Annotated in this window: 18 protein-coding genes, 1 pseudogene and 1 riboswitch; all 19 genes and pseudogenes read left to right on the top strand. The window is 35.2% G+C overall.

Annotation, left to right across the window (positions count from 1 at the left end):
* Window positions 1–11: 11 nt before the first annotated feature.
* Window positions 12–854: a serine hydrolase gene (locus tag QA584_RS20410; protein WP_278270950.1), complete on the top strand. Its 843-nt coding sequence runs from the start codon at window positions 12–14 to the stop codon at window positions 852–854.
* Window positions 855–950: 96 nt separating this feature from the next.
* Window positions 951–1685 (top strand): zinc ribbon domain-containing protein, encoded by a 735-nt coding sequence (locus tag QA584_RS28635; RefSeq protein WP_331487690.1) that lies wholly within the window; start codon window positions 951–953, stop codon window positions 1683–1685.
* A gap of 740 nt (window positions 1686–2425) precedes the next feature.
* Window positions 2426–3442: a LacI family DNA-binding transcriptional regulator gene (locus QA584_RS20395; RefSeq protein WP_278270949.1), complete on the top strand. Its 1017-nt coding sequence runs from the start codon at window positions 2426–2428 to the stop codon at window positions 3440–3442.
* A gap of 221 nt (window positions 3443–3663) precedes the next feature.
* A complete protein-coding gene (locus tag QA584_RS20390; protein ID WP_278270948.1) occupies window positions 3664–5115 on the top strand; it encodes an extracellular solute-binding protein in 1452 nt (483 codons plus the stop codon).
* Window positions 5116–5315: 200 nt separating this feature from the next.
* The gene (locus tag QA584_RS20385; protein ID WP_278270947.1) at window positions 5316–6215 is read left to right on the top strand and encodes a carbohydrate ABC transporter permease; all 900 of its coding nucleotides are present in this window, start codon (window positions 5316–5318) and stop codon (window positions 6213–6215) included.
* Window positions 6215–7081 (top strand): carbohydrate ABC transporter permease, encoded by an 867-nt coding sequence (locus tag QA584_RS20380; RefSeq protein WP_278270946.1) that lies wholly within the window; start codon window positions 6215–6217, stop codon window positions 7079–7081. Before QA584_RS20385 ends, QA584_RS20380 begins: the two co-directional genes overlap by 1 nt.
* A gap of 347 nt (window positions 7082–7428) precedes the next feature.
* A riboswitch (cyclic di-GMP riboswitch) is annotated at window positions 7429–7522 on the top strand.
* A gap of 224 nt (window positions 7523–7746) precedes the next feature.
* A complete protein-coding gene (locus QA584_RS20375; protein WP_278270945.1) occupies window positions 7747–9066 on the top strand; it encodes a nucleotide sugar dehydrogenase in 1320 nt (439 codons plus the stop codon).
* Window positions 9067–9087: 21 nt separating this feature from the next.
* Window positions 9088–12615 carry a polysaccharide deacetylase family protein gene (locus QA584_RS20370; RefSeq protein WP_278270944.1) on the top strand — a complete coding sequence of 1176 codons (3528 nt, stop codon included), beginning with the start codon at window positions 9088–9090 and terminating at the stop codon, window positions 12613–12615.
* 10 nt (window positions 12616–12625) lie between these two features.
* The gene (locus tag QA584_RS20365) at window positions 12626–14491 is read left to right on the top strand and encodes a glycosyltransferase family 2 protein (protein ID WP_278270943.1); all 1866 of its coding nucleotides are present in this window, start codon (window positions 12626–12628) and stop codon (window positions 14489–14491) included.
* A 12-nt stretch (window positions 14492–14503) separates the two neighbouring features.
* Window positions 14504–16339 carry a glycoside hydrolase gene (locus QA584_RS20360; RefSeq protein WP_278270942.1) on the top strand — a complete coding sequence of 612 codons (1836 nt, stop codon included), beginning with the start codon at window positions 14504–14506 and terminating at the stop codon, window positions 16337–16339.
* A gap of 30 nt (window positions 16340–16369) precedes the next feature.
* Window positions 16370–17422 (top strand): glycosyl hydrolase, encoded by a 1053-nt coding sequence (locus QA584_RS20355; protein ID WP_278270941.1) that lies wholly within the window; start codon window positions 16370–16372, stop codon window positions 17420–17422.
* A gap of 258 nt (window positions 17423–17680) precedes the next feature.
* Complete coding sequence (locus QA584_RS20350; protein ID WP_331487689.1) at window positions 17681–18598, top strand: glycosyltransferase family 2 protein; 918 nt, start codon at window positions 17681–17683, stop codon at window positions 18596–18598.
* A gap of 960 nt (window positions 18599–19558) precedes the next feature.
* A pseudogene (locus QA584_RS20345) lies at window positions 19559–19993 on the top strand (ABC transporter substrate-binding protein); the annotation flags it as partial.
* 231 nt (window positions 19994–20224) lie between these two features.
* Window positions 20225–21721 (top strand): leucine-rich repeat domain-containing protein, encoded by a 1497-nt coding sequence (locus QA584_RS20340; RefSeq protein ID WP_278270940.1) that lies wholly within the window; start codon window positions 20225–20227, stop codon window positions 21719–21721.
* A gap of 15 nt (window positions 21722–21736) precedes the next feature.
* Window positions 21737–22942 (top strand): leucine-rich repeat domain-containing protein, encoded by a 1206-nt coding sequence (locus QA584_RS20335; RefSeq protein WP_278270939.1) that lies wholly within the window; start codon window positions 21737–21739, stop codon window positions 22940–22942.
* Window positions 22943–23115: 173 nt separating this feature from the next.
* On the top strand, window positions 23116–23382 hold the full coding sequence (locus QA584_RS20330) for a type II toxin-antitoxin system Phd/YefM family antitoxin (RefSeq protein WP_278270938.1): 267 nt from the start codon (window positions 23116–23118) through the stop codon (window positions 23380–23382).
* A 4-nt stretch (window positions 23383–23386) separates the two neighbouring features.
* A complete protein-coding gene (locus tag QA584_RS20325) occupies window positions 23387–23698 on the top strand; it encodes a type II toxin-antitoxin system RelE/ParE family toxin (protein ID WP_278270937.1) in 312 nt (103 codons plus the stop codon).
* 619 nt (window positions 23699–24317) lie between these two features.
* A complete protein-coding gene (locus tag QA584_RS20320; RefSeq protein ID WP_278270936.1) occupies window positions 24318–25235 on the top strand; it encodes a Fic family protein in 918 nt (305 codons plus the stop codon).
* Window positions 25236–25528: 293 nt separating this feature from the next.
* Window positions 25529–26170 (top strand): hypothetical protein, encoded by a 642-nt coding sequence (locus tag QA584_RS20315; RefSeq protein WP_278270935.1) that lies wholly within the window; start codon window positions 25529–25531, stop codon window positions 26168–26170.
* The last annotated feature ends 106 nt before the right edge of the window (window positions 26171–26276 follow it).

Below are 26276 nucleotides of genomic sequence, written 5' to 3'. Positions count from 1 at the left end.
TAGGAGAAAAAATGAAAGAGATTACATTAGAAGACAGAATCCAGGCAGAATTAGCCAGTTACAACGGCTTGATGGGGATCTATGTGAATGACTTTAAAGGCAATAAAGTTGAAATCAATACATCAGAAAAATTTGAGACGGCTAGCTGTATCAAGACTTTTATTTTAGGTACTCTATATGATGAGGTGGAAAAAGGGAATAAGAACCTGTCGGATATGCTAACTTACACGAAAGATAATGAGATTGATGGCAGTGGAGTATTAAAAAGCCTGGATTTTGGCGTACAATTAACTGCAAAAAACATAGCAACACTAATGATTATTGTCAGTGATAATATTGCTACTAACATGATGATTGACTATTTGGGACTTGACACGATTAATACCTTTATACAATCCCATGGGTTTACGGATACGGTCTTACATAATAAAATTAATTTTTCAGAATACAAACAACTCGGGACAACAACGCCAAAAGAGTATGGGGGTATATTTGAAATGATCTGCAAAGAGGAATTAATAAGTGCCCAGGCATCGAAGCAGATGCTTGAGATCTTTAAAAAACAGCATTATAATTCGACCCTTACAAAAAGTTTACCGCAGTATTTCCTGGACAGTGAGGACACAGGAGAAGAGGAGCTTATTTATATTGCTTCCAAAAGCGGCAGCATGAATGCCTGCAGGAATGACGGAGGAATTGTATCAACACCTTATGGTAAATACGTAATTGTACTGTTTAATAAGAATTTTACAGACCCCATTTATTATCCCGACCATCCTGCTACAGTTTTTGGTTCAAGAATCAGTAGACTGATCTTTGATCAGTATTTGTCTTTGCAGGGAAGGATCAAATAAAAAGAACAAATGTTTTTATTTTTTTATAATATGACATACTGATGTCAATTTTCATCTGATACAATGATTTTATCAAAATCAAAGGAGAGTTAACAGATGAATATGGAGTATGTTTACAAAGAAAAATTTACGGTAATTGGAAAGCTGGGCTCAGGTACAGCAGAGAATCCCTCTGATTGGATATTACCAATCTGGGAAGAGGCCAACAGTAATTTTTCAGAAATTGAACCATTTGCCAAAAAGCTCGATAACGGAAGAGTGGCAATCTGGGGTATTATGAGTGATTTTAATGAAACATTTGCCCGTTGGGATCAAAATGGCGGCAAATATCTGGCTTGTTGTGAAGTGATAGAGAATGCACTCCCTAGTGAGGGCTGGGTAAAATGGGAGGTACCTTCCCAGACGTATCTAGTTGCAGAATGCAATCAAAATAACTACGAATCAATTTTTGAATCGGTCATAAAGGAGTATATACCAGCCAATCACTTAAGTCTTGTAGGTGCTGTCCATGAACATTATCCGGTACCTGGAAATAAAGAGGTGGTGGAATTATATTTCCCAATCGCCAAAGGAAATTATTTCTGCCAAAGCTGCGGTATGCCAATGAACAACGAGGAAGACAGGGGAACGAATAAGGATAAGACTAAGAGCGAGGATTACTGTCATTATTGCTATGAAGACGGCAATTTTTTATCCGAGGAAACCATGGATGAAATGATTGAAAGTTGTGTTCCCTTTACCTTGGAGTCAAATACTTACCCTGATGAAAAGACAGCAAAAGAAGCAATGTACTCATATTTCCCCACTTTAAAACGATGGAAACAGGCGTAAGGAACAGTAGTAAAAAGGCAAGTCAAATTATCACAGAAGCAGACATGTTATTGACCGATTCAATTTATAGTTTTTAAATTACCGGTCTTCAAGGAGACTGTTGCAAAATTTATAAGAGTAATTGCAGGTAGACAATAATCCTTAATCTACCGCTAGGTGAACCAACTCTTTGATTTTGTAGCAGCCTCCTTTTTATCTTTTTAATTAAGTTAAAATAGTTAATGTATTAAGCTAATTAATTAACCTGGATACAATGGAGTATATGCATCTATACTGTATAATATTGCTTTTTTTGGCTTATAGTTTAAAAGAGCTATTTCATTTTAATAAAAACACGTTACTTAGAAAACGATTAAGCTGCTTATATTATGATATTACTTGATAATATATCCATAAATTGTTTTATAATGTGAAAAAATCATCATTTTTCTGTCTTTTTTTTAATTGCCTTCTGAAACAAGAAGATATTTACAATTAAACTACATAATAGTACATGGTTAACCCTTAATAAAAGTAATAATCAACATATAATTCAACCTTTATATGGCGTAATTATTAAATTTTACAAATGACCAAAAATAAGTATTGCATTAACTAGTAAAATGTTATATACTAAGTCCGTACTTAATCGTTATAGTAAATCGATTAAGTAGTAAATGTATACATATTACACCTTGGTTGCACTTTTGGCTGATTATTTTAGCTAAACGTTAACCTGCACGGGGTAAGGAGGAACGTTCATGGTGTCTATGAAGGATATCTCGGCTGTATGCGGCGTGTCTGTGGCAACAGTGAGTAAAGCTTTAAATGGACATAAAGACATCGGCGAAGAGACGAAGAGATTGGTGCGGGAAACGGCAAAGGAGATGGGATATTTTCCGAATTCCTCTGCACGTACCTTAAAGACTAACAGAAGTTATAATCTCGGAGTACTGATGATTGATGAAGCCCACAGTGGTTTGACCCATGACTATTTTATCATGGTTCTGGAAAGCTTAAAGGCTGCTGCAGAGAGGCATGGTTATGATATTACTTTTATCAGCGGCAGTAAACAGAGAAAAGATAAAATGTCTTATGTGGAACACTGCAGATACCGGGGGCTGGACGGAGTGGTCATTGCCTGTATCGATTATGATGAAGTGGAAGTGATTGAATTAATCCACAGTGATTTACCAGTAGTAACCATTGACCATCTATTTAACGACAGAACGGCGATTATGTCTGATAATATCAGAGGAATGCAGGATTTGTTCAATTATGTATATGAATGCGGACACAGAAAGATCGCTTATATACATGGAGCTGAGAATGCTGCAGTAACTACTAACCGTCTGCACAGTTTTTTCAAACTTGCTGAAGAATACGGACTGGAAATTCCTGTAGAATATATCAGGGAATCTGCATATCGTGATACGGTTTCCACAGCGCTTTTAACCAATGAATTATTAGAACTGCCGGATCCGCCTACCTGTATTTTATTTCCGGATGATTTCGCTAGTTTAGGCGGCATCAATGCAATAAAGGCCAGAGGTCTTAAGATTCCAAAGGATATTTCCGTAGCAGGTTATGATGGAATCCGGGTTACAAAATTCATTGATCCCCAGTTAACTACCATAACTCAGGATACTCAAAAACTAGGGCAGTTAGCAGCAGAGAAACTAATTGATCTGATTGAAAGACCAAAGACTACATTGATTGAACATATTGTAGTACCCGGAGTATTGGATAAAGGAGCTACGGTCAGCAAAATTAATTAGTAAAATAAATTAAAGGTAAGTTTAATTAAAGTAAATATTTACAATAAGATCAGTTCAGATTAAATTTGTACAAAGTAAATGTATATAAAAGTAAGATAAATTTATAAGTAAATTTAATTAGACAGTTAAATAATATGTTAAAAAAAAGTATTGGTATTTTTATTACCGTAGTGGTGATAATAATATAAATGAAACACACTTTAATAATGGAGGACTAGCTTATGAAAAAGAAGTTTTTAAGCGTATTACTGGCAACGGCTATGGTAGCATCTATGTTAACTGCCTGTGGAAGTAAAACACCGGCAACTGACAACAACACTACTTCAGAAACCGCTGAACAAACGCAGACTCAAACACAGGATACTGCAACATCAGAAAATACAGGGACAGGAGACGCAACAACAAAAACTGATGTAGCTAAAACGAATCTTGCATATAAGGGCGAACTAGAACTTATGCATTTCTCAACATCAGAAGAATCTCAAGGAAACGGTGGTTCCGATGGATTCCGTACCGTACTTGCTGATTGGAAAACAGTACATCCTGAAATTAATGTAGTTGAGAATGTACTTGCTAACGCTGATTACAAGACACAGATTGCAACACTTGCAGCAGCGAACGATTTGCCGGATGTGTTTTTATTACAAGGTATGAATACGAAGGCTTGGGCATCACAGGGACTGCTTCTTGATATGACAGATATCATTTCAAAATCCCCTTATGCCTCCCAATATGATAACACAACTTTCTATCCATTTACTTCTGACAGCAAAATGTACGGACTTCCTGCTTTAACAGGTGGTACTTGCGCAGTTGTTGTATATGATTCCGCTAAATGGAAAGAAGCTGGATTTGATACGTTCCCTGAAACTTGGGCTGACGTTCAGAAAGCAAAAGATTACTTCTCAGGTAAAGGTATTGATACCATTGCTTTTGGTAACGGTGGTAAATGGCAGGTTAACTCAACTTTCTTAGCAACCATTGGAGACAGATTCACAGGTGCTGACTGGACTCACTCCTTAATTGAAAAGAAAGGTGCTTCCTTTACAGATAAACCTTTCGTAGATGCTCTTAAATTCACAAAAGACATATTTGCTTCCGGTATCTTCAATGCAGATTTTAATGCAATTACCAATGAAGATGCGAGAGAGTACTATATCTCCGGTGATGCAGCAGCTTATATTGGTGGTAACTGGGATGTTTCCTATATTCAGGCTACTTTAAAAGATACTGATCTTTACAATACTACAAAGTTTGCAGTTCTTCCTCAGCCAGATGGTGCTACTGCTTCTTACAAGACACATGACACTGGACTTGGATATGCAGTTGCAATCAATCCTAAAGTAGCAGATGATCCTAACAAATTAGCTGCAGCTGTAGATTTAGCTTATGAACTTACAGGACCTGCTTTTGCTAACTATGTTGCTTCCAATTATGCATTAGGTGGTTTAACAAAAGTACAGAACGTAGATTTAAGCAAGTTTGACCAGTTCACACAGGATTTCTACAACTATCAGTATGTTGATAACAAACCTTGTGAAATATATGACTCTTATATTTCAAGTGCTGTTTGGGATGTATTAAATACAGATCTTCAAACAATGTTAAATGGACAGCTTTCACCAGAAGATGTAGCTAAGAATGCAGCAAAAGCATATAATGATAATTATTAATTCTTAGACAGAAAATTAATATCATAATAAGTATTAATTCCTAATTAGTGTATTGTTGAAAGTAGTAAAATTTAAAGCTTGATGTCATAAAAATAGTTCTTATAACTTAAAATAGTAATATAACTTGAAGCAGGCCTTATCTGAGCAGGGTTTCTCAGGTAAGGCCTATATAAATAACGATACGTTTTAGGAGGCGAAAAATGTTAAGTTCAATTCGACCCAAAAATAGAGTAATATTTGCATATTTGTTATTCCCGATTGCATTGTACGTATTTGCTGTATTTATTCCTTTAGTTACAGCCGGATTTTACAGCTTCTTTGAATGGAAAGGTGGACCTAATAAAACCTTTATTGGATTTGAAAATTATGCGACTCTTTTTAAGGATTCTGTTTTTTGGAACTCTTTCAGTCATAACATATATTTAGTAATTGCATGTATCATCGGACAGATTGGTCTGGCATTTGTATTTGTTTTAATGATTAACTCACGTTTGGTTAAATTAAAGGGAATCCACCGTACCTTCGGTTTTTTCCCAAGTACCGTATCTGCTGTTTCCATCGGTTTTATCTGGTCAATGGTATATGATTACAAACGTGGTATTTTAAACTGGTTCTTAGATTTAATCGGTAAACATGACGCTACAAAGGTTTGGTTAAATGAACCAAAATTAGTTATGTTATTAATAGCGATACCGCTTATCTGGCAGTTTATTGGTTATTATATGGTTATTATCCTATCGGCTATCTCTTCCGTGGATAAAGAAATATTTGAGGTTGCAGAAATTGATGGAGCCAATGGCTTTCAAAGGGCAATCTATATAGTACTTCCATTAATTAAAAATACCTTATTAGTCTGTGTAACACTTTGCGTTGCAGGTAATATGAAAGCCTTCGATCATATCTTTGTTATGACCGCCGGCGGTCCTGGCAATGCCTCCATGGTTATGGCACTCTATGGTTATAAGATTTCTTTTGCACAGCAGAACATGGGTTATGGTAGTGCGATATCAATTGGTATCTTTTTTGCAAGCTTGGTCGTAATCGGTGCGACACAACTGTTGGTAAAAGCATTATCAAAGGATCAAGGAGGAGATAAATAATGGCTAAGAATAACGGCAGAGATACTGGTTTGATTGTAAGAACCAGGATAATATCCTTCTTTATGAATGCAATTTTGATTATTTTTTCGATATCTTGTATATTCCCTTTGGTTTGGATGTTCTATTCATCCTTAAAAGATAAAAGAGTTTTTAACGCTGACATTATGGGTTTACCAAGGAATCCAAGCTTTAGGAATTATGTGAATATTCTTACCAACAAAGATTATCATATATTTGAATCCGTATTTAACAGTTTAAGAACAACGGTAATTTCTGTGTTTCTAATTATTATTTTCGGATTTATAATCGGATATATATTAGCAAGAATTAAGTTTCCCGGAAATCGTTTTTTATACGTAATCTTTTTAATGGGTATGTTAATTCCAATCCACTCCTTATTGGTACCGATTTATGTTGTATTTACCCGTACCGGCTTAGGTAATCAGTGGTTTACCTTAATTATGCCGTATGTTGCTTTTGGTTTTCCGATTGCTATATTCTTAGTAGAGGGTTACGTAAAGGGAATACCGGTTGCCCTAGAAGAGGCGGCGGCCATTGACGGCAGTAGTTTCAGCAGAACGTTGTTCTCCATTATTTTGCCTATGTGCAAACCGATTCTAACAACCGTTGGTATTATTCAGACCTTTAGCTGCTGGAATGAATTCTCTTTCGCATTAGTACTGATTAAGGACCCCAGACTCCAGACGGTACCTTTGGCAATGACACAATTTACCGGACAATTCAGTTCTGACTATACCAAGATTATGGCAGCTATGCTAATTACAATGGCGCCTATCGTTGTATTCTATTTCGTATTCAGCAAACAGATTATTCAAGGTATGGTTGCTGGTGCTGTTAAAGGCTAATAATATAATCAAAGGATCTCCCTTTACTTCGGATGAAGACAAGGGGGATTTTTTTGTTTACCCTAAAAAGCTATGAATAAATAGTATAATTATTATCAGTCAAGTTTAGCAGGTTGATTGGGATAGTACTGTAATATAAGGATTGAATTTAGGATATGAATTAATATACAATAAAAGTGAATAAAACATTAAGTTAAATATAATTATTTATACAGATATAGTCGGAATTACATTTTATTTGCCAGATTTTAAAGAAAAATGTTTATTTATAGATTTATATTTACATAATACTCTTGTAATATTATGCGGGTTATGGTAACATAAGGAAATAATACATAACAATTAATACAAATACATGGCAAACTTATTGAAAAATAAGGACGCAAAGCTAGAGCCTGTCAAAAGATAAAGATATCCTTTTATGGTAGTTCAGTTGCAACTAGAGTAGAATTGATTAAATTCTATCCGGTTGCTTTTTTTATTTTACAGGAAGTTCTTTGAACCATCCTGTAAAATAAAAAGCCCTCCGTGCTGGATGCGCACCTCGCGGATAGGAAGTAGTTGCTTCGCAACCTGCTATTGCGCGGTAAATGTGCCAAGGCAACCTCCGGGCTTTACTCGAAGCTTTGTCCATATATACATAAGAGATGGAAGGAATGATAATTATGAAGCTGTATGAAAAATTACTAAAAGGGGAAGAAAAGCTTGCAGTCGTTGGACTTGGATATGTTGGTCTGCCTATCGCAGTTGCCTTTGCCGAAAAAGTAAAAACCATAGGATTTGATATTAACAGAAATAAAATAGAACAGTATCAAAAAGGGGAAGATGCTACCAAAGAAGTTGGAGAAGAGGTTATAAGAACTACCTCATTACAATTTACCTGGGAGGAAGAAAAGCTTCGGGAGGCAAAGTTTATTATTATAGCAGTACCTACCCCGGTTCATATTGATAAAACCCCTGATTTGTCACCGGTAATACAAGCTTGTATCCTTGCAGGGCGAAATCTTGCAAAAGATTCCATTATTGTATTTGAATCAACCGTGTATCCCGGAGTAACAGAAGAAATATGCGTTCCGGTACTCGAAAAGGAATCAGGATTCCTCTGCGGCAGAGATTTTAAGGTAGGTTATTCCCCGGAACGGATTAATCCTGGCGATAAAGTACATAGATTAAAAAATATCGTAAAAATTGTATCCGGAATGGATGTTGAAACCAGGGAAACCGTGGCCAAAGTATATGAATTGATTATTGATGCCGGCGTACATAAGGTTGGAAGCATTAAAGCTGCGGAAGCAGCCAAATTAGTAGAAAATGCCCAAAGAGACATCAATATTGCTTTTATGAACGAACTTGCCATGGTATTTGAAAAGATGGATATTAATACCAGAGAAGTGATCGAAGCAATGAATACAAAGTGGAATGCTCTTGGCTTCACTCCAGGTTTGGTAGGTGGTCATTGTATAGGAGTTGATCCTTATTACTTTATTTATCAGGCGGAAATTCTGGGATATCATTCCCAGATTATTTTATCAGGCAGAAAAATCAATGATGATATGGGCGGTTATATCGGAGAAATTATTGTAAAGAGAATGATTAAAGCTGGAAAGCTTGTGAATAAAGCTAAAATCTATATTATGGGTATTACATTTAAAGAGAATTGTCCGGATATCAGAAATTCGAAAGTCCTTGATATTATTAATAGATTAAGGGAATATGATGCAGAAGTTACGGTTGTAGATCCCCAGGCAGATAGTGCTGAAGTAAAAAAATTTTATAATCTGGAAGTTGTTAATTTATCAGAGGTAACAGAAGCGGATTGCATCGTCTTTGCTGTTGCACATAAAGAATTTGTTGAATTAACAAGAGCGCAGATTGATCGTATGTACCGGGTCCTTCCTCCAAGAGAAAAATTGATGATTGATGTAAAAAGTATCTTTAACAAAGAGGAAATGGAAGATTTAGGTTACGCCTATTGGAGTTTATAAGGAAAGGGGAGATATTATAACATGAGAAAATTATCAGGTTATGTTAAGGTCTTAATGTTCTTGTTCGCTTGTATCTTAATTGTAATTACCGTATTAGTTTACCCTAAATACAGTAAAGAGGGTATCAAGCCGGTTGCGCAAACCTTATATGATGCAACTGCTTCCATTAGTAAAGCTATGAGTCAGTTGCAGGAGGAAAATTTAGTAGAAGCGGATATTATTAAAGATGTTAAAACCTCAGATAATGTAATTGCACTTACCTTTCAAGGTTTGTCTGATACACAGACCAATAAAGAAATTCTCAGGCTGTTAAAAAACAACAAAAGAAAGGTTAGCTTTTTCATACCGGGTATTTCAGCAGCTGAGGATGAGGAATCCGTTCATGCCATATTTGCAGAGGGTCATAAAATAGAAAGCAATACCTTATTAGCAACAAAACACTTAGAGACTTACTCCCAGAAAGACTTAGTGGAGGATTTCTGCAATGCCAACAGTATTATTCAGACCATTGTGAATGTAGATCCAGAGATTTTATTATGTAATGCTACCGAATATACTCCTGAATTATTAAAAGCCGCTTATGCTTCGGGAAATCATAAGGTTCTACAAAGTACTCATTATTTAAACTATCAAAGTTTCAGGAATTATGAACAGGTTGCTGCTTACATCAGTAAGTTGGAAAAAGGCAGTATACTTACCTTTAAAATGAATGGGGTACTAGACAAAGAAGAATACGAACCCGCAGAACGAGAAGAGACTCCTGCGATAGACAAAGCCCCGGGTCTTGATAAGAACGAAGCAACCGTGGAAGTTTTATCGGATAAAGAGCGGTTATTATTAGTTGTCCAATGGGTTCTAAAAGCACTAGATGAGTCCAATTATCAAACCGTATTTGCAGAAGATTTAACGAATTATTACGATCCGGATTATGTATTAAATTTCGCTGATACAAGAAAAAAGAACAATGGTAAACACTCTGAAGTATATAAACAGGTAAAAACCCATAGTAACAGATTATCTTTTACTTTTCGAGGGCTTGATGACGAAGATAAGTTAAATGAAATTCTGGATTTTTTGGAATATAATCAGTTAAATGCTACTTTTTTTGTTACTGCTGATGATATCCTTCGCTATCCTGACAGAATTAAGACAATACTTGATAAAAATCAAAGAATTGCAAACGGAGGCATGACCGGTAAGGATCTAACTACAATGGATTTTGACGAAATCTGTTTGGAAATCTATAAATGTGATAAGCTCCTTATGGAGAAATATTTAGTAAACAGTGATTTATTTATGCCGGCTTATGGTAAGTATAATGAGTTGGTCTTAGAAGCCGCCTCTTCCTTAGGTTATAAGGTGGTGACATATAATAAAATTCCTCTGGCAAGTAATACTGCATCCCTTGATGAAGTCATGGATAAATATAAAAAGGGTTATAACAAAGGAGATATTGTCTTTTTTAATCTGGATTATAAGCAGCTTTTAACTGTTATTACCCAGATATACGCATCTTATATTAAAGATACCTATGAGGTATGTGATGCGGAAACGCTGATTGAAAATATTGAATTGAAACAGAGTAATAACAGCAAGGACGTTGTTAACTTTACTAAGCTGGCTACCGTAGATAAAGCTGATATGAATGTAGTAAGCTATATTAGAAAGCTTCCACAGTACTTGACTTCTAAGACTGCGAATGGGGATAAAAACAAAACTGCAAAGACGTCAAGCCAAACGGGACAGACATCAAAGCAATCGGTGGCGGTCTCAAAGCAATCAGTGGGGGCATCAAAGCAATCGGTGACAGCATCAAAGCAAACAGGAAAGACATCAGGAAAAACGGTTACACCAGCAACACAAACTACAAAATCAATAAATAAAACGGAGCAGCCAGTTTACACAAAAAAAGAACTGGATGTTATTCGAAAGAAGAATAAAAATAAAAAGGCACAGGTAATCAATACCGTTCACACCACAGAACAGGCAATCAGTTTTACATTTTATGGAGTTGGTAATAAAGCAGTTACGAACGATGTATTAAACAAGCTGGATTCTTTAAATGCTAAAGCTACCTTCTTTGTAACAGAAAAAGATTTAAAAGATAATGCCAAAGTAATAAAGAAAATAACGGATCAGGGACATGAAATTGGAATCTGTCTGATTATGCCGGAGAAAGCAGATTTTTATTCCGTAGCCGGTAATATTTTAACGATGCAGAGCCAGGTAAAAAAATTATGTGGTAAAAAACCTGTTTTAGTAAGATATGCTTATAATGTGGATATGACGGATGAGATGCTGGAAGCGGTATCTAGTACGGGCTGCAAAGTGGTAGGGCAGGATTTAGCCCTTACCAGTTCCAGATTGGGAGCAGCAGCGACCCTTGAGGATATAAACAGATATGCGTTTAACAGCGGCAATGTTGTAGTGAAGCGAGGTTACATAATATATATCAGAATGGATTTTTACGAAGATCCTGCTCTAGTGGGTAACCTTATACTTAATATTGTAAAAAACAGGATTGAACCCATTACATTTAATGATGGATTTTTAGATAATGGTTCTTCCTATACAATAAAAACACTGGGAAGTTTATTAAGCAGCAATAAAGTATACACCTATCCTTTAAACGATACGGCGGTTTTGCAGACAGTCAAAAATGCCATATACCCGGGACATCTGATTTCTCTTAATGCAGATGAGCAATTTGATTATATGAAAAAACATTATATCGGCAATCCATTTATTAATACCGTATCCACATTACCTGGATTTACTACCTCCCAGGTCAGTGAAATGGATCAGACGGGAAGATTTACCTACGACAAGGTATTGTTTTTAACCTTTGATGACTGGGGATCTGACAAACCAATTACTCAGATCTTGTATGTATTAAATAAATACAATGTTAAAGCAACCTTTTTTGTCAGAACCAGTTATGTCCAGGACAATCCCAACTTGTTAAGGGCAATTGCCGAGGCAGGTCATGCCGTCGGAAGCCATACGGATAAACATCTTCCGTTTGCTAATTCCCGAACAGGAGATGCCTTTGATATCAGTACTGATTTTACATCCCTGACTTATGAGGATATGAATCAAAGAAAAGGGGATTTATTAGTATCCTATAATAAACTACAAGGTATTATCGGTGATGTTGAAGTAAATGGAATGCCTTCCTTAACAAAAATATTGAGACCGCCTACCCTTGCAATGAGCAAAGAGGGTATGGAAACCATCTTTGACATGGGATTTCAATACATCGTAAGCGGAGATTACAGTACACATGATTATGCGGAAACAGATGCTGCTGTTTTGGCAGATCATTTAGTAAATGGATTAACACTTAATGACGGCTCGATCCAACCGCTGACAAATGGCAGTATATTTGTTATGCATATGTCGGATGACAGCTTTACACCAACCCCAAATGCTGATATTACAGCACAGGCTTTAGATATGGCAATTCCTAAATTATTAGCCCAGGGGTACAAGTTTGCCAGATTAAGTGATTATTTGCCGGATACCAGCGTGGCAGATAAATCCAAGTAAAGGACGGGACATGATTTTTAAAAAGAAAAAAAAGAGAGAGAACAACGGTCTGGATATATTGTTAGAAACGAAGAGCGACAGGCGGGTACTGCCCAATGTGCCGGATAAAACTGAAGTACGCAGTAATCTGGACCGAAGAGGTAAAGTAAACGGAAACTCCCAGGAAACAATTTATGACTATATCGAAAATCATCATAAGGGAGTTCGTTATAAAGTTTCATATGACGTAGAGGTAACTTATAAAAAGGGCAGGAAAAAGGTGAGTTTTACCTGCTCTGGAATTGATATATCCATGTCTGGCATTTTATTAAGCATTTCAGAAAAAGAACAGATAGACGGGATGAAGGGTGCTAAGAAGATTTGGCTGAAATTTGATATATTACCAGGTACCATGCCGGAAGGGTTAGAGATGACGGTAAACATGACAGCTGGTATAGCCAGGATAAAGGAAGTATCCGACCAGGAATTTTTATGCGGTTTGGCATTTCACCAGCCTTTATCTGTATATGCCTCCAAAAGAAGAGGCAGATATATGCTTATGATATCCAGTTTATTGCTGTTGTGTATCACCTCTTTTATTGTGTTAATGCGTGCAGAAAGTGTTATATATTTTAAGTTTAATAAATGGCTGTATTTATATAGTATCATTGCCGCCGGATTTTTACTCAGCAGATATTTATTTGGATTTTTATACCGGGAGGTGCCAATTGATATTGACTATACCCCTGGTGTAACGATCCTGATTCCATGTTTTAATGAAGAAGAGTGGATACAAAGAACGATAATCAGTTGCATGAATCAGGATTATCCGGTTGACAAGTTGGAAGTAATTGTAATTGATGATTGTTCAGACGACAAGTCAGTAGAAAAAATTGATGAAATCTGCCAGTCCCTCTATGAGGCCGGTGAACAGTATGATGTCAGAAGCCGTTTAAAATATATTGTGCAGGAACAGAATGCCGGTAAAAGGGAAGCACTGGCCAAGGGAGTATTAGAGGCAAAACATGACCTTATTGTCTTCGTAGATTCCGACAGCTTCTTAGATCCTTTTGCAATCCGTAATCTGGTTCAACCCTTTAAAGATCCTAAAATGGGCGGAGTTTCAGGAAGGACAGATGTAGCCAATACTTATACCAATAATTTAACCAAGATGCAGTCTGTCCGGTATTACATAGCTTTTCGAATTATGAAAGCAGCCGAAGCATATTTTGATACAGTGACTTGTTTATCCGGTCCTCTGGCATGTTACCGAAAAGAGATTATCTTAAAAAACCGGGAAGCCTGGTTAAATCAGAAATTCCTGGGACAAAGGGCGACCTTTGGCGATGACAGGGCAATGACTAATTTTGTGCTGAAAGAATACCGAACAAGTTATCAGGATTCTGCAATATGTTCAACGATAGTTCCCAATAAGTATAAAGTTTTTCTAAAGCAGCAAATGCGTTGGAAGAGGTCCTGGCTGCGGGAATCCTTAATAGCCGGGAAATTTATGTGGAGGAAGGAGCCCTTTGCGGGATTGTCCTTTTACATGGGGTTAATCGTTCCAATAGCGGCTCCTATTGTGGTTTTATATAATCTTTTCTATGTACCGATTATGCAGGGGATATTCCCGAAAACATTTCTTATTGGCTTGATTTTAATGTCACTTCTAATGAGTATTGCACAGATGTTACTTAGAAGGAGTACCACTTGGGTCTTTGGTCTGCTGTTTTGCTTTTATTATGAAGCGGTTTTATTATGGCAGATGCCAATTGCATGGGTTACCTTCTGGAAATCCACTTGGGGAACGCGTATGACTCCCAGTGATATCTTAGAACAGCAGAAAAGAAGAAAACAGGACATCAGTAGCATGAAGAGCATGCATAGTACAGAATAGGGGTGGATTCCCATGAAATCAATAAGAAATAAGAACAAGATAAAGGTAGTCAGAAGTATTGTAGAAGGTTTGATTTTAGCTGGTTTACTAATCCTTTTACTACGGGCCTTTCTAAATTTCGATCAGTATGAACCTTTCGATAAAGATGATGAGAATATCGTAACAGGCATGGATAATGGCTTTATAGGTATCTCCTATCTTGCAGTAGACAGAAGCGGTACGGAAACAATGATAGGTACAAAAAGGCTTCAGGAACAACTAGAGGCCTTATATCAGAACGGATATAAAACGATAACGCAGGAGGATATCATAAACTATTATAAGAATGATGTGGCATTACCTGAAAAAGCCATGTTTCTAATGTTTGAAGATGGTCGGACCGATACCTCCATATTTGCCCAGAAGATAATGGAGAAGTACAATTTTATCGGAACAATGTTAAGCTATGGGGATAAACTTAATACGAAAGATCAAAAGTTCCTAAAAGGCAAAGATTTAAAAGACCTGGAAAAAAGCACCTTCTGGGAACTGGGTACAAACGGATACCGTTTATCCTATATTAATGTATTTGACCGGTATAAAAATTACCTGGGAGAGCTTAGCTCACTGGAGTATTATCGTATAAAGCCATATCTGGACCGGGATTATAATCAATATCTGATGGATTATATCAGAGATAAGAATTTTATACCAAAAGAGACCTATACCCAGATGGCTGCCCGCATTCGAAATGATTATGAACTGATGGATGATACCTACAAAAAGGAAATAGGAAAAGTACCGGAATTATATACCTTGATGCACGCGAATACCGGAAGTTTTGGTAATAATGAAAAGGTAAGTGCAGTCAATGAAACTTGTATGAAAGATTTATTTACCATGAATTTTAACAGAGAAGGGTATTCCTTCAATAATAGAAAAAGCAGTATCTATGATTTAACCAGGATGCAGCCCCAGGCTTATTGGTATCCCAATCATTTGCTTATGAGAATAAAGGATGACACGAAGGCGGATATCAAATTTGTAGATGGGGACTTAAAAAAGAAAGAAGATTGGGAAATACTAAAGGGAGCTGCAGAATTCAGAGATGCAGTAATAGCCCTTACCTCCGAATCAGAGGGTAACGGACTTCTTCGGTTAAAGAATAGCAAGGACTATAAAAATATTGAACTATCGGTTATACTAAAAGGAAATAAGCTAGGTACCCAGTCCATCTTTATGAGGGCAGATCAGGAATTAAAACAATATATATCCGTTAAACTGCAAAACAATACGATCTACCTGGAACAAGATGGAAAGCAAATATTTAAACTTGATTTAAATGAGTTTGATGGTATAAAAAAGCAGTCTGTCGAAGAAAATAAGCAAATGGCCGAAGAAGCAGAATATAATTTATACAAAAAGAATACCGGCTTTCAAAAAACCACCAGTATGGAAAAACAGTCAGAAGTCATAGATAAAACTGCTAAATCAGTGGAAGACGGCGCGAAGGAGTATATCCCGCCAATACAGATACAGGAAGCTGGAAACAGAAAGATTGATGTTATCTTAAAAGAGGATAAAATTTCACTATCCATTGATGATAAAGAAGTGGTAAAAGAATTATCAATACACAGCAATTCCACCGGTTCTGTTTACCTCCAATCGGCTTGGGGTGAATATGGATACAGCCAAAGGAATATTGCAGATGATGTTTATGATGGGGTTTTTGAAAATCTTTTGATAACCGGCAGTGAAAATAGCAGTGATATTTTATATGACAATCAAATCCATGGCTGGAACAGGGCTGTATATGACATTAAGGATACCTGGAACAATGTACTGAATTGGTTTATTAAAACCTTATAAAAATAAATATAGTTAATGGAGTTGATGTGGATGAGAAAAAAAATTTCAGCATGTATCCTGTGTGCCTTGTGTTTTTTACTTTTAGGCTGTGATAATAAGAATGCATTGAATAATGGCAACAGTAATAAAAGTAAAACCAATGCAGAAAGTGCGGCGGGAGGAAAAGAGTTTTCCGTATGGTTAACTTATTGGGATTTAAAAAATTATGAACAGGAAATTGACGCTGTTAAAGATAATATTACTAATATCTGCTACTTTGCGGCTTATTTCGATGCGGAAAAAAAATTATTTATCCCCCAGGAAATAACAGATACTTATAAAGGGATTAAGAGCAAGTACCCAGATAAAAAGTACAACAGTTACTTGACTTTTGTAAATGATTTGCTGAAACCAGACGGAACCTCTTCCTTAAAAGACACAGAGCTTTTATACTCCTTATTTTCATCTACAGAGGCAATGAACAGCCATATTAATGAGATAATAAACTTAACCATCAATGGTGGCTATAATGGCATAGAAATTGATTATGAGGGTATGAAAGGTGACAAAAACCTCTGGAACTTATACCAAACCTTTGTAGAGCAGTTATATAAAACTGCATCGGTTAAAAAGATACCGGTAAGAATTGTATTAGAACCCAGTGTTCCGGAAAAAGAACTGAAATTTATCAAAGGTCCTGAATATGTTATGATGTGCTATAATTTATATGGAGCAGGAACAAAACCAGGTCCTAAGGCAAATGAAAAGTTTTTAAAACAAATGGTTAAAAAAATGAAAGCATTTCCGGGAAAAGTAAACTTCGCACTCTCTGCCGGAGGATATGATTTTGCTCAAAGCGGGACGGCAAAACAGGTAACTGAACTAGAAGCCGAAACCCTTAAAAAAGAATATAATGCAGTTACGACAAGAGATAAGGATAGTAACTGCCTTGTATTTACCTATGTTGACTTACAGGGATTATCCCACGAAGTGTGGTATGCAGATAAAGAAACCTTGAATTTTTGGTATTCGGTTATCAGTAAATATGGAGATTATGGATTCTCTCTATGGAGAATTGGAGGGAATGTCTGTACCGGTTTTTAAAATAGCAGAGGTTATTGTTTTATATACACGTTATCGTTGCAATAATCCAGGATTAAACATTTTTATGCTGTTATTTTAAGCCGAGATAAGGATACCCAGTTTTTATAGGCTAGAAAGGGATTTTCTTAATAACCAGGGTTATAATAAAAATTTATTATTGATTATTCTGAAATATACAAGAAAGCAGATGTAACAGTTTAATGAAAATAACATAATATAGATTGAAATTATTAATTGAATCGTTGAAAGGGTGGTAAAATGATTCCTCCTTTTTTAAGCTATATTACGTTTAATCGTCTTGGGCTAACGGCAAGAAGCTTAAAATCAATACTTGATACACCAGAAGATTTTGAGATGCATATTATTGACAGTAACTCAAAAGATGAAACATGGGATTATATCAAGTCTTTAAAAGATAGCCGCATTAAATCGATAAGCCGGCTTGATAAGAATTACGGTCCAGTTTTTGCTTTAAACTTAAATTTGTCAAAGCGAAAGGAAGATCAGTATTTTTTCTCAGTTGACAGTGATGTAGCCATAAAAACTAAAAATTGGCTTTCACTTTTTATGGAAGTATTCGAAACCTTTCCTGAGGTAGGTTTATTAGGAGTTCAAAGGACTGCACCTTATTTTCCTATATATCCTCAGGTTATCCCAAGAACGAAAAATGATGTTACTTACCTGGAATTAAAAAACGGGTATGTCGATGTGCTGCTAGACTTTATACATGGATGCTGTATGGGCATGAGACCGGAGGTAATAAAGGAAATCGGTTATTGGAGTGAAGAAACCTGCTATGGTGACGCCGAATTATCCCCGAGGATTGTAAATTACACAAACTTTAAAGCAGGCTTCATGAGCGACCAGAATATGATATCGAAAATTGTAATTGACATGTCTCAAAGTATAACATGTGCCGAATGCACCGTAAAAGAATTTTGCAAACAGGACAAGGTTAATCAAACATGCTTTAATGTTCATAAGACTTCTAATGTGAATACTCCTTTTGTGACTAAATTCAAATGGAAGTATCTTGAATTTTTCAAAGAACTTGATGAAGGGAAAAGATCACCTTACTGCGCCTCGGCAAGCGATCAAGAGTCCATGGCTAATCATGTTTATAATAAAGAATGGGCCATGGAGAATTTGAATTATTATAAGGATAATAGTAACTGAAGAAGGCAGTTTGCATGTTATTTTCAATATAAGCCAATTGTACTGAATAAGATATTGTAAAAGATATTGATTAGTAATAGTCAATATCTTTTTTGCTGTGTCCTAAGTTAGTTCAATTAATCTCTGCAGCTTTTAGGTTTTGTTGACGACACAACTGGGAATGAGGTACAATATATCTTAAATAAGACGGATTTCCTAGTCCAATGCTGGTAAGCAGGTTAGCCTAGTGGAGAGGATGAAAAGTAGACATAAAATGTATATTCAGAAATGGTAATAATCCAGGAGAAGTTGATTACGGAAAAGATATTATAATAAAGGGGTTGAAGATATGAGTGTAATATCTAAAACATTAGAAAACGAAAACGACGACCGTGTTTAAATATTTGGCAGATGTATTTTCAGAAAGTAATTCTCTTAATGAATGGACAAGATTTGCTCTATATATAATTGAAAGAAAGGAAATGATTCAAAGTTAAAAGTTTGAATTATAGGTTTTTAAATGATTATAGAATCTAAAGAAGATCAAAAAAAGCTAAAAAAGCCAATATCAATTTTACTAACTTTCTGTTGCTACCTTTTTTGGATAATTACAGCAAGCACTCTTATATTAGATGATAATAGAGTATTTATTATGTTTTTAACTGTACTGTTTTATACACAATAAGTTGGTTTTTAGTATATAGATTTTATTTGCAAAAATTGTAAGAGATAGCAAAGATATCATTTCAAGAGAGAAGAATTAAATGAAGGACGTAAAATGTGACAATAACCAACTATAAGTAGGAGTTTATTGATATAAGAGGAAAAATCAGCATTACTCTATGGAATTATAGTATAAGAATGTACTTGAGTCCGGTTTGCACGGATAGGAAATTCAATTTATAAATTATAAAAGACATGCACGTTTCCATTTACTGCAAATATACATAGTATATCAGCGCAGTATCAAGGAGACATAAAATGAAAAAGAAGGGATTAACAGTCCTTGCCGTATTCGCTTTTACCGCAGTACTTTTAGCCGGCTGCAGTAAAAGTAGCGAGAAACTTATAAAGGTTCAGTTAAATGAAGTAGCGCATTCTATTTTCTATGCGCCTCAATATGCAGCAATTGAACTAGGATATTTTAAGGACGAAGGACTTGATGTGACATTGGTAAATGGACTTGGCGCCGATAAGACCATGACTGCGGTTTTAAGCGGGGATGCCGACATCGGATTTATGGGTTCAGAGGCTTCCATTTATGTGTACAATGAAGGAAAAGAAGATTATGTAATTAACTTTGCCCAGTTAACACAACGTGCCGGAAACTTCCTGGTTTCCAGAAATGCCAGTGAAAACTTTACCTGGAATGATGTAAAAGGGAAAACAATCATAGGTGGTCGTGCAGGAGGTCTACAAGGCATAATGTAAATTTGAACTCGATTATAATTGTATGTAACTGGGTAAGCCACATTCAAAGGTGATATAGTAATGATAAATAGTACAACCAGTTAGTTTGGTAAGTTGATTACTGCATTGGGATGGACTGATGAATATTATTGTGATGTAGATAAGTGTATTAAAATATGATAAAATGTAGTATATTGTATTTGCGAATGCAGTAAATTTTTATAAGGGAGTTATAAAATGTTAATACAAAAGATAAAAAAAAATGTTTGTCCAATTCTGGTAGTGGCTTTAATAATCGGCTTATTTATTTCAGGTAGAGAAACGAGTGCAGCAAGTAGTGATTTTTATATTCAAGATGGCATATTGGTAAAGTATAACGGAAAAGGCGGAGTCGTTAAGATACCGAATACGGTAAAAGAAATAGGAACAGATGCTTTTATCACTTCGAACATCACTGCAGTTATAATACCAAAATCAGTTAAGAAAATTGGTGTTAATGCTTTTATGAGCTGTACAAAGTTAAAAGAAATCAGCATCCCAGCCAGTGTGACTAAAATTGAAACGAGGGCATTTTGCAATTGTGAAAAGTTAGTAACTGTCAAGATTGCCAATAAAAAAATTATAATTGAGAATGAAGTATTTGCAAACACAAAATGGGTAAAGAATTTCAAAGATGATTATGTGGTCATAAATGGAAATTTAATCTATTATAAAGGAGATGACCCTATATTAACGATACCCAAAAATGTTAGAATTATCTGCGGAGGAGCGTTTAACGATCTGGAAGGTTTAGAGAAAGTCACAATTCCAAATAGTGTTGAAATAATTGGTAAAGAAGCCTTTAATCAATGTATGGACTTAAGAAAAGTAACAATGGCTGATTCAGTAGTTGAGATTGGAGATTATGCATTTAATCAAAACTATAGTTTACAAAACATAGAATTCTCTAAAAATTTAAAGAAAATAGGTGATGTCGCCTTTTATGAAACGGGTTTAATTAACATATCTTTTCCTAAATCTTTAAAGATAATAGGGGACAGTGCATTTGAGGAAACACCTTGGGTGGAAAATGCAACAGATGAATTTTTAATACGAAATAACATATTGTTTAAATATAATGGTAATAAAAAAAATGTTGTGATCCCAGACGGAGTTACGACTATAATGAATGATGTTTTTTTTGAAAAGAAAATAAAAAGTGTAACAATGCCGGATAGTGTTAAATATATACATTCATTAGCCTTTTGTAAATGTTATGAGCTTACTTCTATTAAGCTGTCACCATCCATTATAAGTATAGGTAATTATGCTTTTAGTAATTGCAGCAAGCTGACTAAAATAACACTTCCCTCAAATTTAAAGACAATTGGAGATGAAGCTTTTTCAAATACAGGATTAAAAAGCATTGTTATTCCAGAAGGGGTAACCACCATAGGTCATATGGCTTTTGATTGGTGTACCTCCCTGGAAAAATTCACGCTGGCTAGTACTGTAAAAAACTTTGGTTATAGTATTTTTTATAATACGGATATTAAGAAATTCATTATTGCCAATGGAACCAAAAAATTAGTGTACATAGAAGGTGTTAATAATTTGGTGGTGCCTAATTCGGTTGTTACTTTTGACAGTGCGTATAGTAAATGGGGTAACAATGTTACGTTTACATGTAAAAAAGATTCCAAAGCTTATAAATTTGCAAAAAAGAATAATATTAAAATCAAACTAATGAAATAAAGAAGGTGAGTGAAAATGAGAATACAATGGTGGTTACATAGAAAAAAATTAATTATATTATTTTTGTTGTTCTTTTTTCCTTTGATATTAATAGCAAGAAGCAGTGGAAAGACAAGTGATTTTTTCATTAATAAAAATGGAGAACTTTATGAATATAAGGGAACAGCAGCTGTTGTAAAGATACCTAAAGGGGTGAAATCTATTGAGAAATTTGTATTTGAAAATCACAAGGAGATTAAAGAGATTGTAATACCCAGAGGGGTTACTGAAATTAATAGTGCTGCATTTGGCGGATGTACAAATCTGACAAAAGTTACATTACCAGATACATTAGTATTAATTGATAGTTTTGCCTTTGAAAAATGTACAAACATTACATCGATTATTATTCCTCAAAAGGTTAAATTTATTGGAAACAATTGCTTTAGGCAATGTAGTAAATTGAAATCAGTTACAATTAAGGGGAGTATCACAAAAATACCTAGTTATACTTTTAGTGACTGTGTAAACCTGACTACGGTAAAACTTCCGAAAAGCGTTAAAACGATTGAGTTTAATGCCTTTTATGAATGTGAAAGTTTAAAATTCATTGAGTTACAGGAAGGATTGGTTGAGATTCAAAGCAGTGCTTTTGAAGGCTGCAAAAGTTTAGTAAGCATAAATATCCCAACTACTACGAGAAAAATTGGTAAATCAGCTTTTTATGGATGCTCTTCCCTTAAGTCCATTTCATTACCGTCAGGGATGAAACGTGTAAGTAGTGAAGTTTTTAGGTTTTGCACAGACTTAACAAGTGTAACTTTACCTTCTACATTAAAAAGCATAGGTAGCGAGGCTTTTGCATCTTGTTATAAACTTGAAAAAATAAAAATACCAAGTAAGGTAATGAGTATAGCTCCAGGTGCCTTTAAGGAATGTAATAGTTTGACAAAGGTGATACTACCTGAAAGTGTTATTAGTTTAGGGTTTGAAGCATTTCAATCCGGTGAGAAATTGAATGAGGTATACTTATCTAGTGGAATAGAAGAAATAGAAAAATATACTTTTGCATATTGTCACAATTTGGCAACAGTTAATATTCCGAAAAAAGTGACAAAGATTGGAGAAAATGCTTTTTATGGTTGCGATGCCCTTGAGATCTTTACATTGCCTGATACAGTGGTAACTATTGGCGAAAATGCATTTGCTTTTACTGGATTGAAGTATGATAATAAAAGATAAATTAAAAGGTCCATAATAAAAGGACGTCTTAAAGTGAGTATTAAATTATCAGAGCTACCAATGAGACAAGGTTTACTTGATGATGAAGTTGTAGTATAAAAGCTATAACAGCTCAAAATAATTCGTTGATATTTTAGCGTAATTATGATAATATATTAGTGGAGGTGATAGGAATGAATAAAATCAGACCAGTATCAGACCTAAGAAATAATTTTGCTGAAATATCCAAGACCGTACACGAAACCGCACAACCTGTTTTTCTTACCAAAAATGGTTATAGCGATATGGTAGTACTAAGCATGGAAGCATACGAAAATCTGCAATTTGACAGTGAAGTTTATTTTAAGCTTCAGGAAGCAGAGCGAGAAGCAGAGATAACGAAACAACGGTTTTCTTCTAAAGATGTACTAAAGGCAATGAAAGAAGCCATTGGAGGATAAACGAATGTACAAGTTAGAATATCTGCCCGTTGCAAGACAGGATATGATAGATATTGTAAGGTATATTAGTCGTGAGCTTTCAAATCCTGAGGCGGCTGAAAAATTAGCTGGTGAAATGATTGAAGCGGCCGACCGATTGATGGATTTTCCGTATAAAAACCGGGTATATAATCCGATCAGACCGTTGAAACAGGAGTACCGCCGATTGCTGGTACAAAATTATATTATTTTTTACTATGTCGACGAGCTGAAAAAACTTATAACGATTTCGCGAGTTATTTATGCACGCAGGGAATATGGAAAACTATTAGATTAGATTGCATTTATAAACTAAGTCACATTTACCAAGGCTTCATTTATTACGATACACCTATATATTTTTGGTTTAACTTTTCATTTATAAAGTAATGTAGTCTTCCCTGATATAAAGGAGGGAATGACAATAACAATTGATTCAGATGTTCTGTATAAAAAAGAAATGAAAGAGACCTCTCTTCCATATCTTTTATAAACTTGAAGTAATATTTGAATATTAACGTTTATAAGTACTTATAAAATAGAATATTGATTTACCCAGGGATAATGTTAATATAACAATATCCCCTTTTTTATGTGTCCTTAAAGTATTAAGGCTTCATAAATGGATGGGATAAAATATAAGCAATGAGGTGACACATAGATAAAGTAGAAATTTAAAGCAACTTTACTTTTTATTTGAATGTAACTCAAGGGAATTATAAATAAGGAGTGTAGGAAACATCCGGAGTTCGGGTGTTTATTTGTGGTTAAATTATTGTGAATAGGATTTATTAACCTATCGGTTTAAGGAAGACTTTTTTACCATAGGAATGATATGTCAATTATTTGTCAATAATTAAGTTGATAACATTCCGATAGGATGCTATAATAATCAGTAAGGAAGGTAGGGATGAGATATGGAATATATCACGGTCAGCCAAGCTGCAACTAAGTGGAATATAAGCGACAGAAGAGTAAGAATATTGTGCAGTGAAGGAATGATTGAGGGAGTTGTAAAACAGGGACGCAGCTACAGGATTCCTGCTGATGCAGTGAAACCCCTGGATGGAAGAATTTTTCGCGGTAAAGAAATTGATGAAAAATATAGAACACTATTTCGAAGAATTGATGGTAAGAAGGAAGAACTTGCATCACGCAGACCGCTGACACAGGGAGAACTGAAACGCTTACAGGAGGAATTCCTTCTGGAATTTACTTATAATTCGAATGCCATAGAAGGCAATACACTAACCTTACAGGAAACGGCAATGGTTCTTGAAGGTATTACAATAGATAAAAAGCCATTAAAAGATCACTTAGAAGCGGTAGGACATAAAGAAGCATTCGAGTATGTAAAACAGCTGGTATCAGAAAAACAGGAATTTTCAGAGAGAATGATAAAGGAAATCCATTCTTTAGTTCTCATGGACAGGCGGGAAGACAGAGGTGTATACCGAAAAATACCCGTCCGTATTCTAGGAGCAGCGCATGAGCCACCGCAGCCATATATGGTCCCGGTATTAATGGAAAAGCTTATAAAAGATCATATGAAGATTCAAAAAAAGCTACATGTAATCGAATTGGTTTCAAGATTTCATATGGACTTTGAGAGCATTCATCCATTTATTGATGGAAATGGAAGAACTGGAAGGTTATTATTAAATTTGGAATTAATGCAGAATGGATACTTACCCATTAATGTGAAATTTACAGACAGGAGAAAGTATTATGAATGCTTCACTGCGTATCATCAGAACGGAGATGCGGATCCAATTGTCAGTATGGTAGCGGGTTATGTTGAGGAAGAATTGGATCGGTATTTAGGTATGCTGTGATATGGAAGGAAGTATATCCCTTTAACAAATTATTTTATATCTGCACCAATGGTATAGTATGAGCAGATATAGTTGGAAGAGATTACAAGACCCAGGAACTAATATTTATTATGTGGGTTAGTGTTAAAAATGAAAGCAAAGAAATTAAATATTGATTTAAGTACAGCCACTCGTAAAGAAAAAATAAAAGTACTAGCAAAATATAATGCAAATATTACTACTGCATATGGTCACCATGTGATTAAGTATTATGATCTGTTTAAGAAGTACAATCAATAGGAAGAAGGCTAATAATGAATAAAATTAACAAGCATATTACTATTATATTATTACTCTGTCTTTTATTTCTTTCGGGCTGTAGCAAAGGTCCGACTCCAGAAGCAGAGAATGATGATTCAGAAATAGTTTTGGATGGAAATATTGATTCCATAAAATCAGGGCTACAATTTGCCAAACAGAGGGTTGAGGAATGGAGAGATACGATGCATCTTAACTATATTAATGCTGGTTTTTATGGAAAAGAACAAATAAGCAGCAGAATGGGTCGTATAACTTATTCCTTTTATGAGGAAAATGTTACTAACAAATTTGATGCAGATGCATCTGTAGACATAGATATGAATAGTAACAGCTTAGTAAGATTCTCATCAAGTTATGGGACACCAAAACAATTAGGAGGTAGTGAAATTATACTCAATACGGAGAGCTGGACAATAGATATCAATGAAGCTTTTGATATTGCAGTAGCAGAAATGGGGGTAGATACTATAGATCATTATGAAAATCCAAAGGTTGTTTTAGGTTGCAGTGAAAGTTTTTGGGATTTTTCATTATACGCTGAACCTGATGCTATGTTTGCAGATTTTGTAATAACAATTAATCCTCAAAGTGGCATAGTTACTAATGTACATGATAATAGAGAAGCAGGTAACTAGTATCTCCATTAATAACAGATTTGAAGTATAAATAATGATAATCAAAATACCCAGGGATATGTCAATATAACAATATCCCCATTTTTGTGTGTACTCAAAGTATAGA

This window comes from Anaerocolumna sp. AGMB13025, from assembly GCF_029689925.1.
GTDB lineage: Bacteria > Bacillota > Clostridia > Lachnospirales > Lachnospiraceae > Anaerocolumna.
Note: the sequence above shows the minus strand (reverse complement) of the source record. Positions and strands in the feature narration are given on the sequence as shown.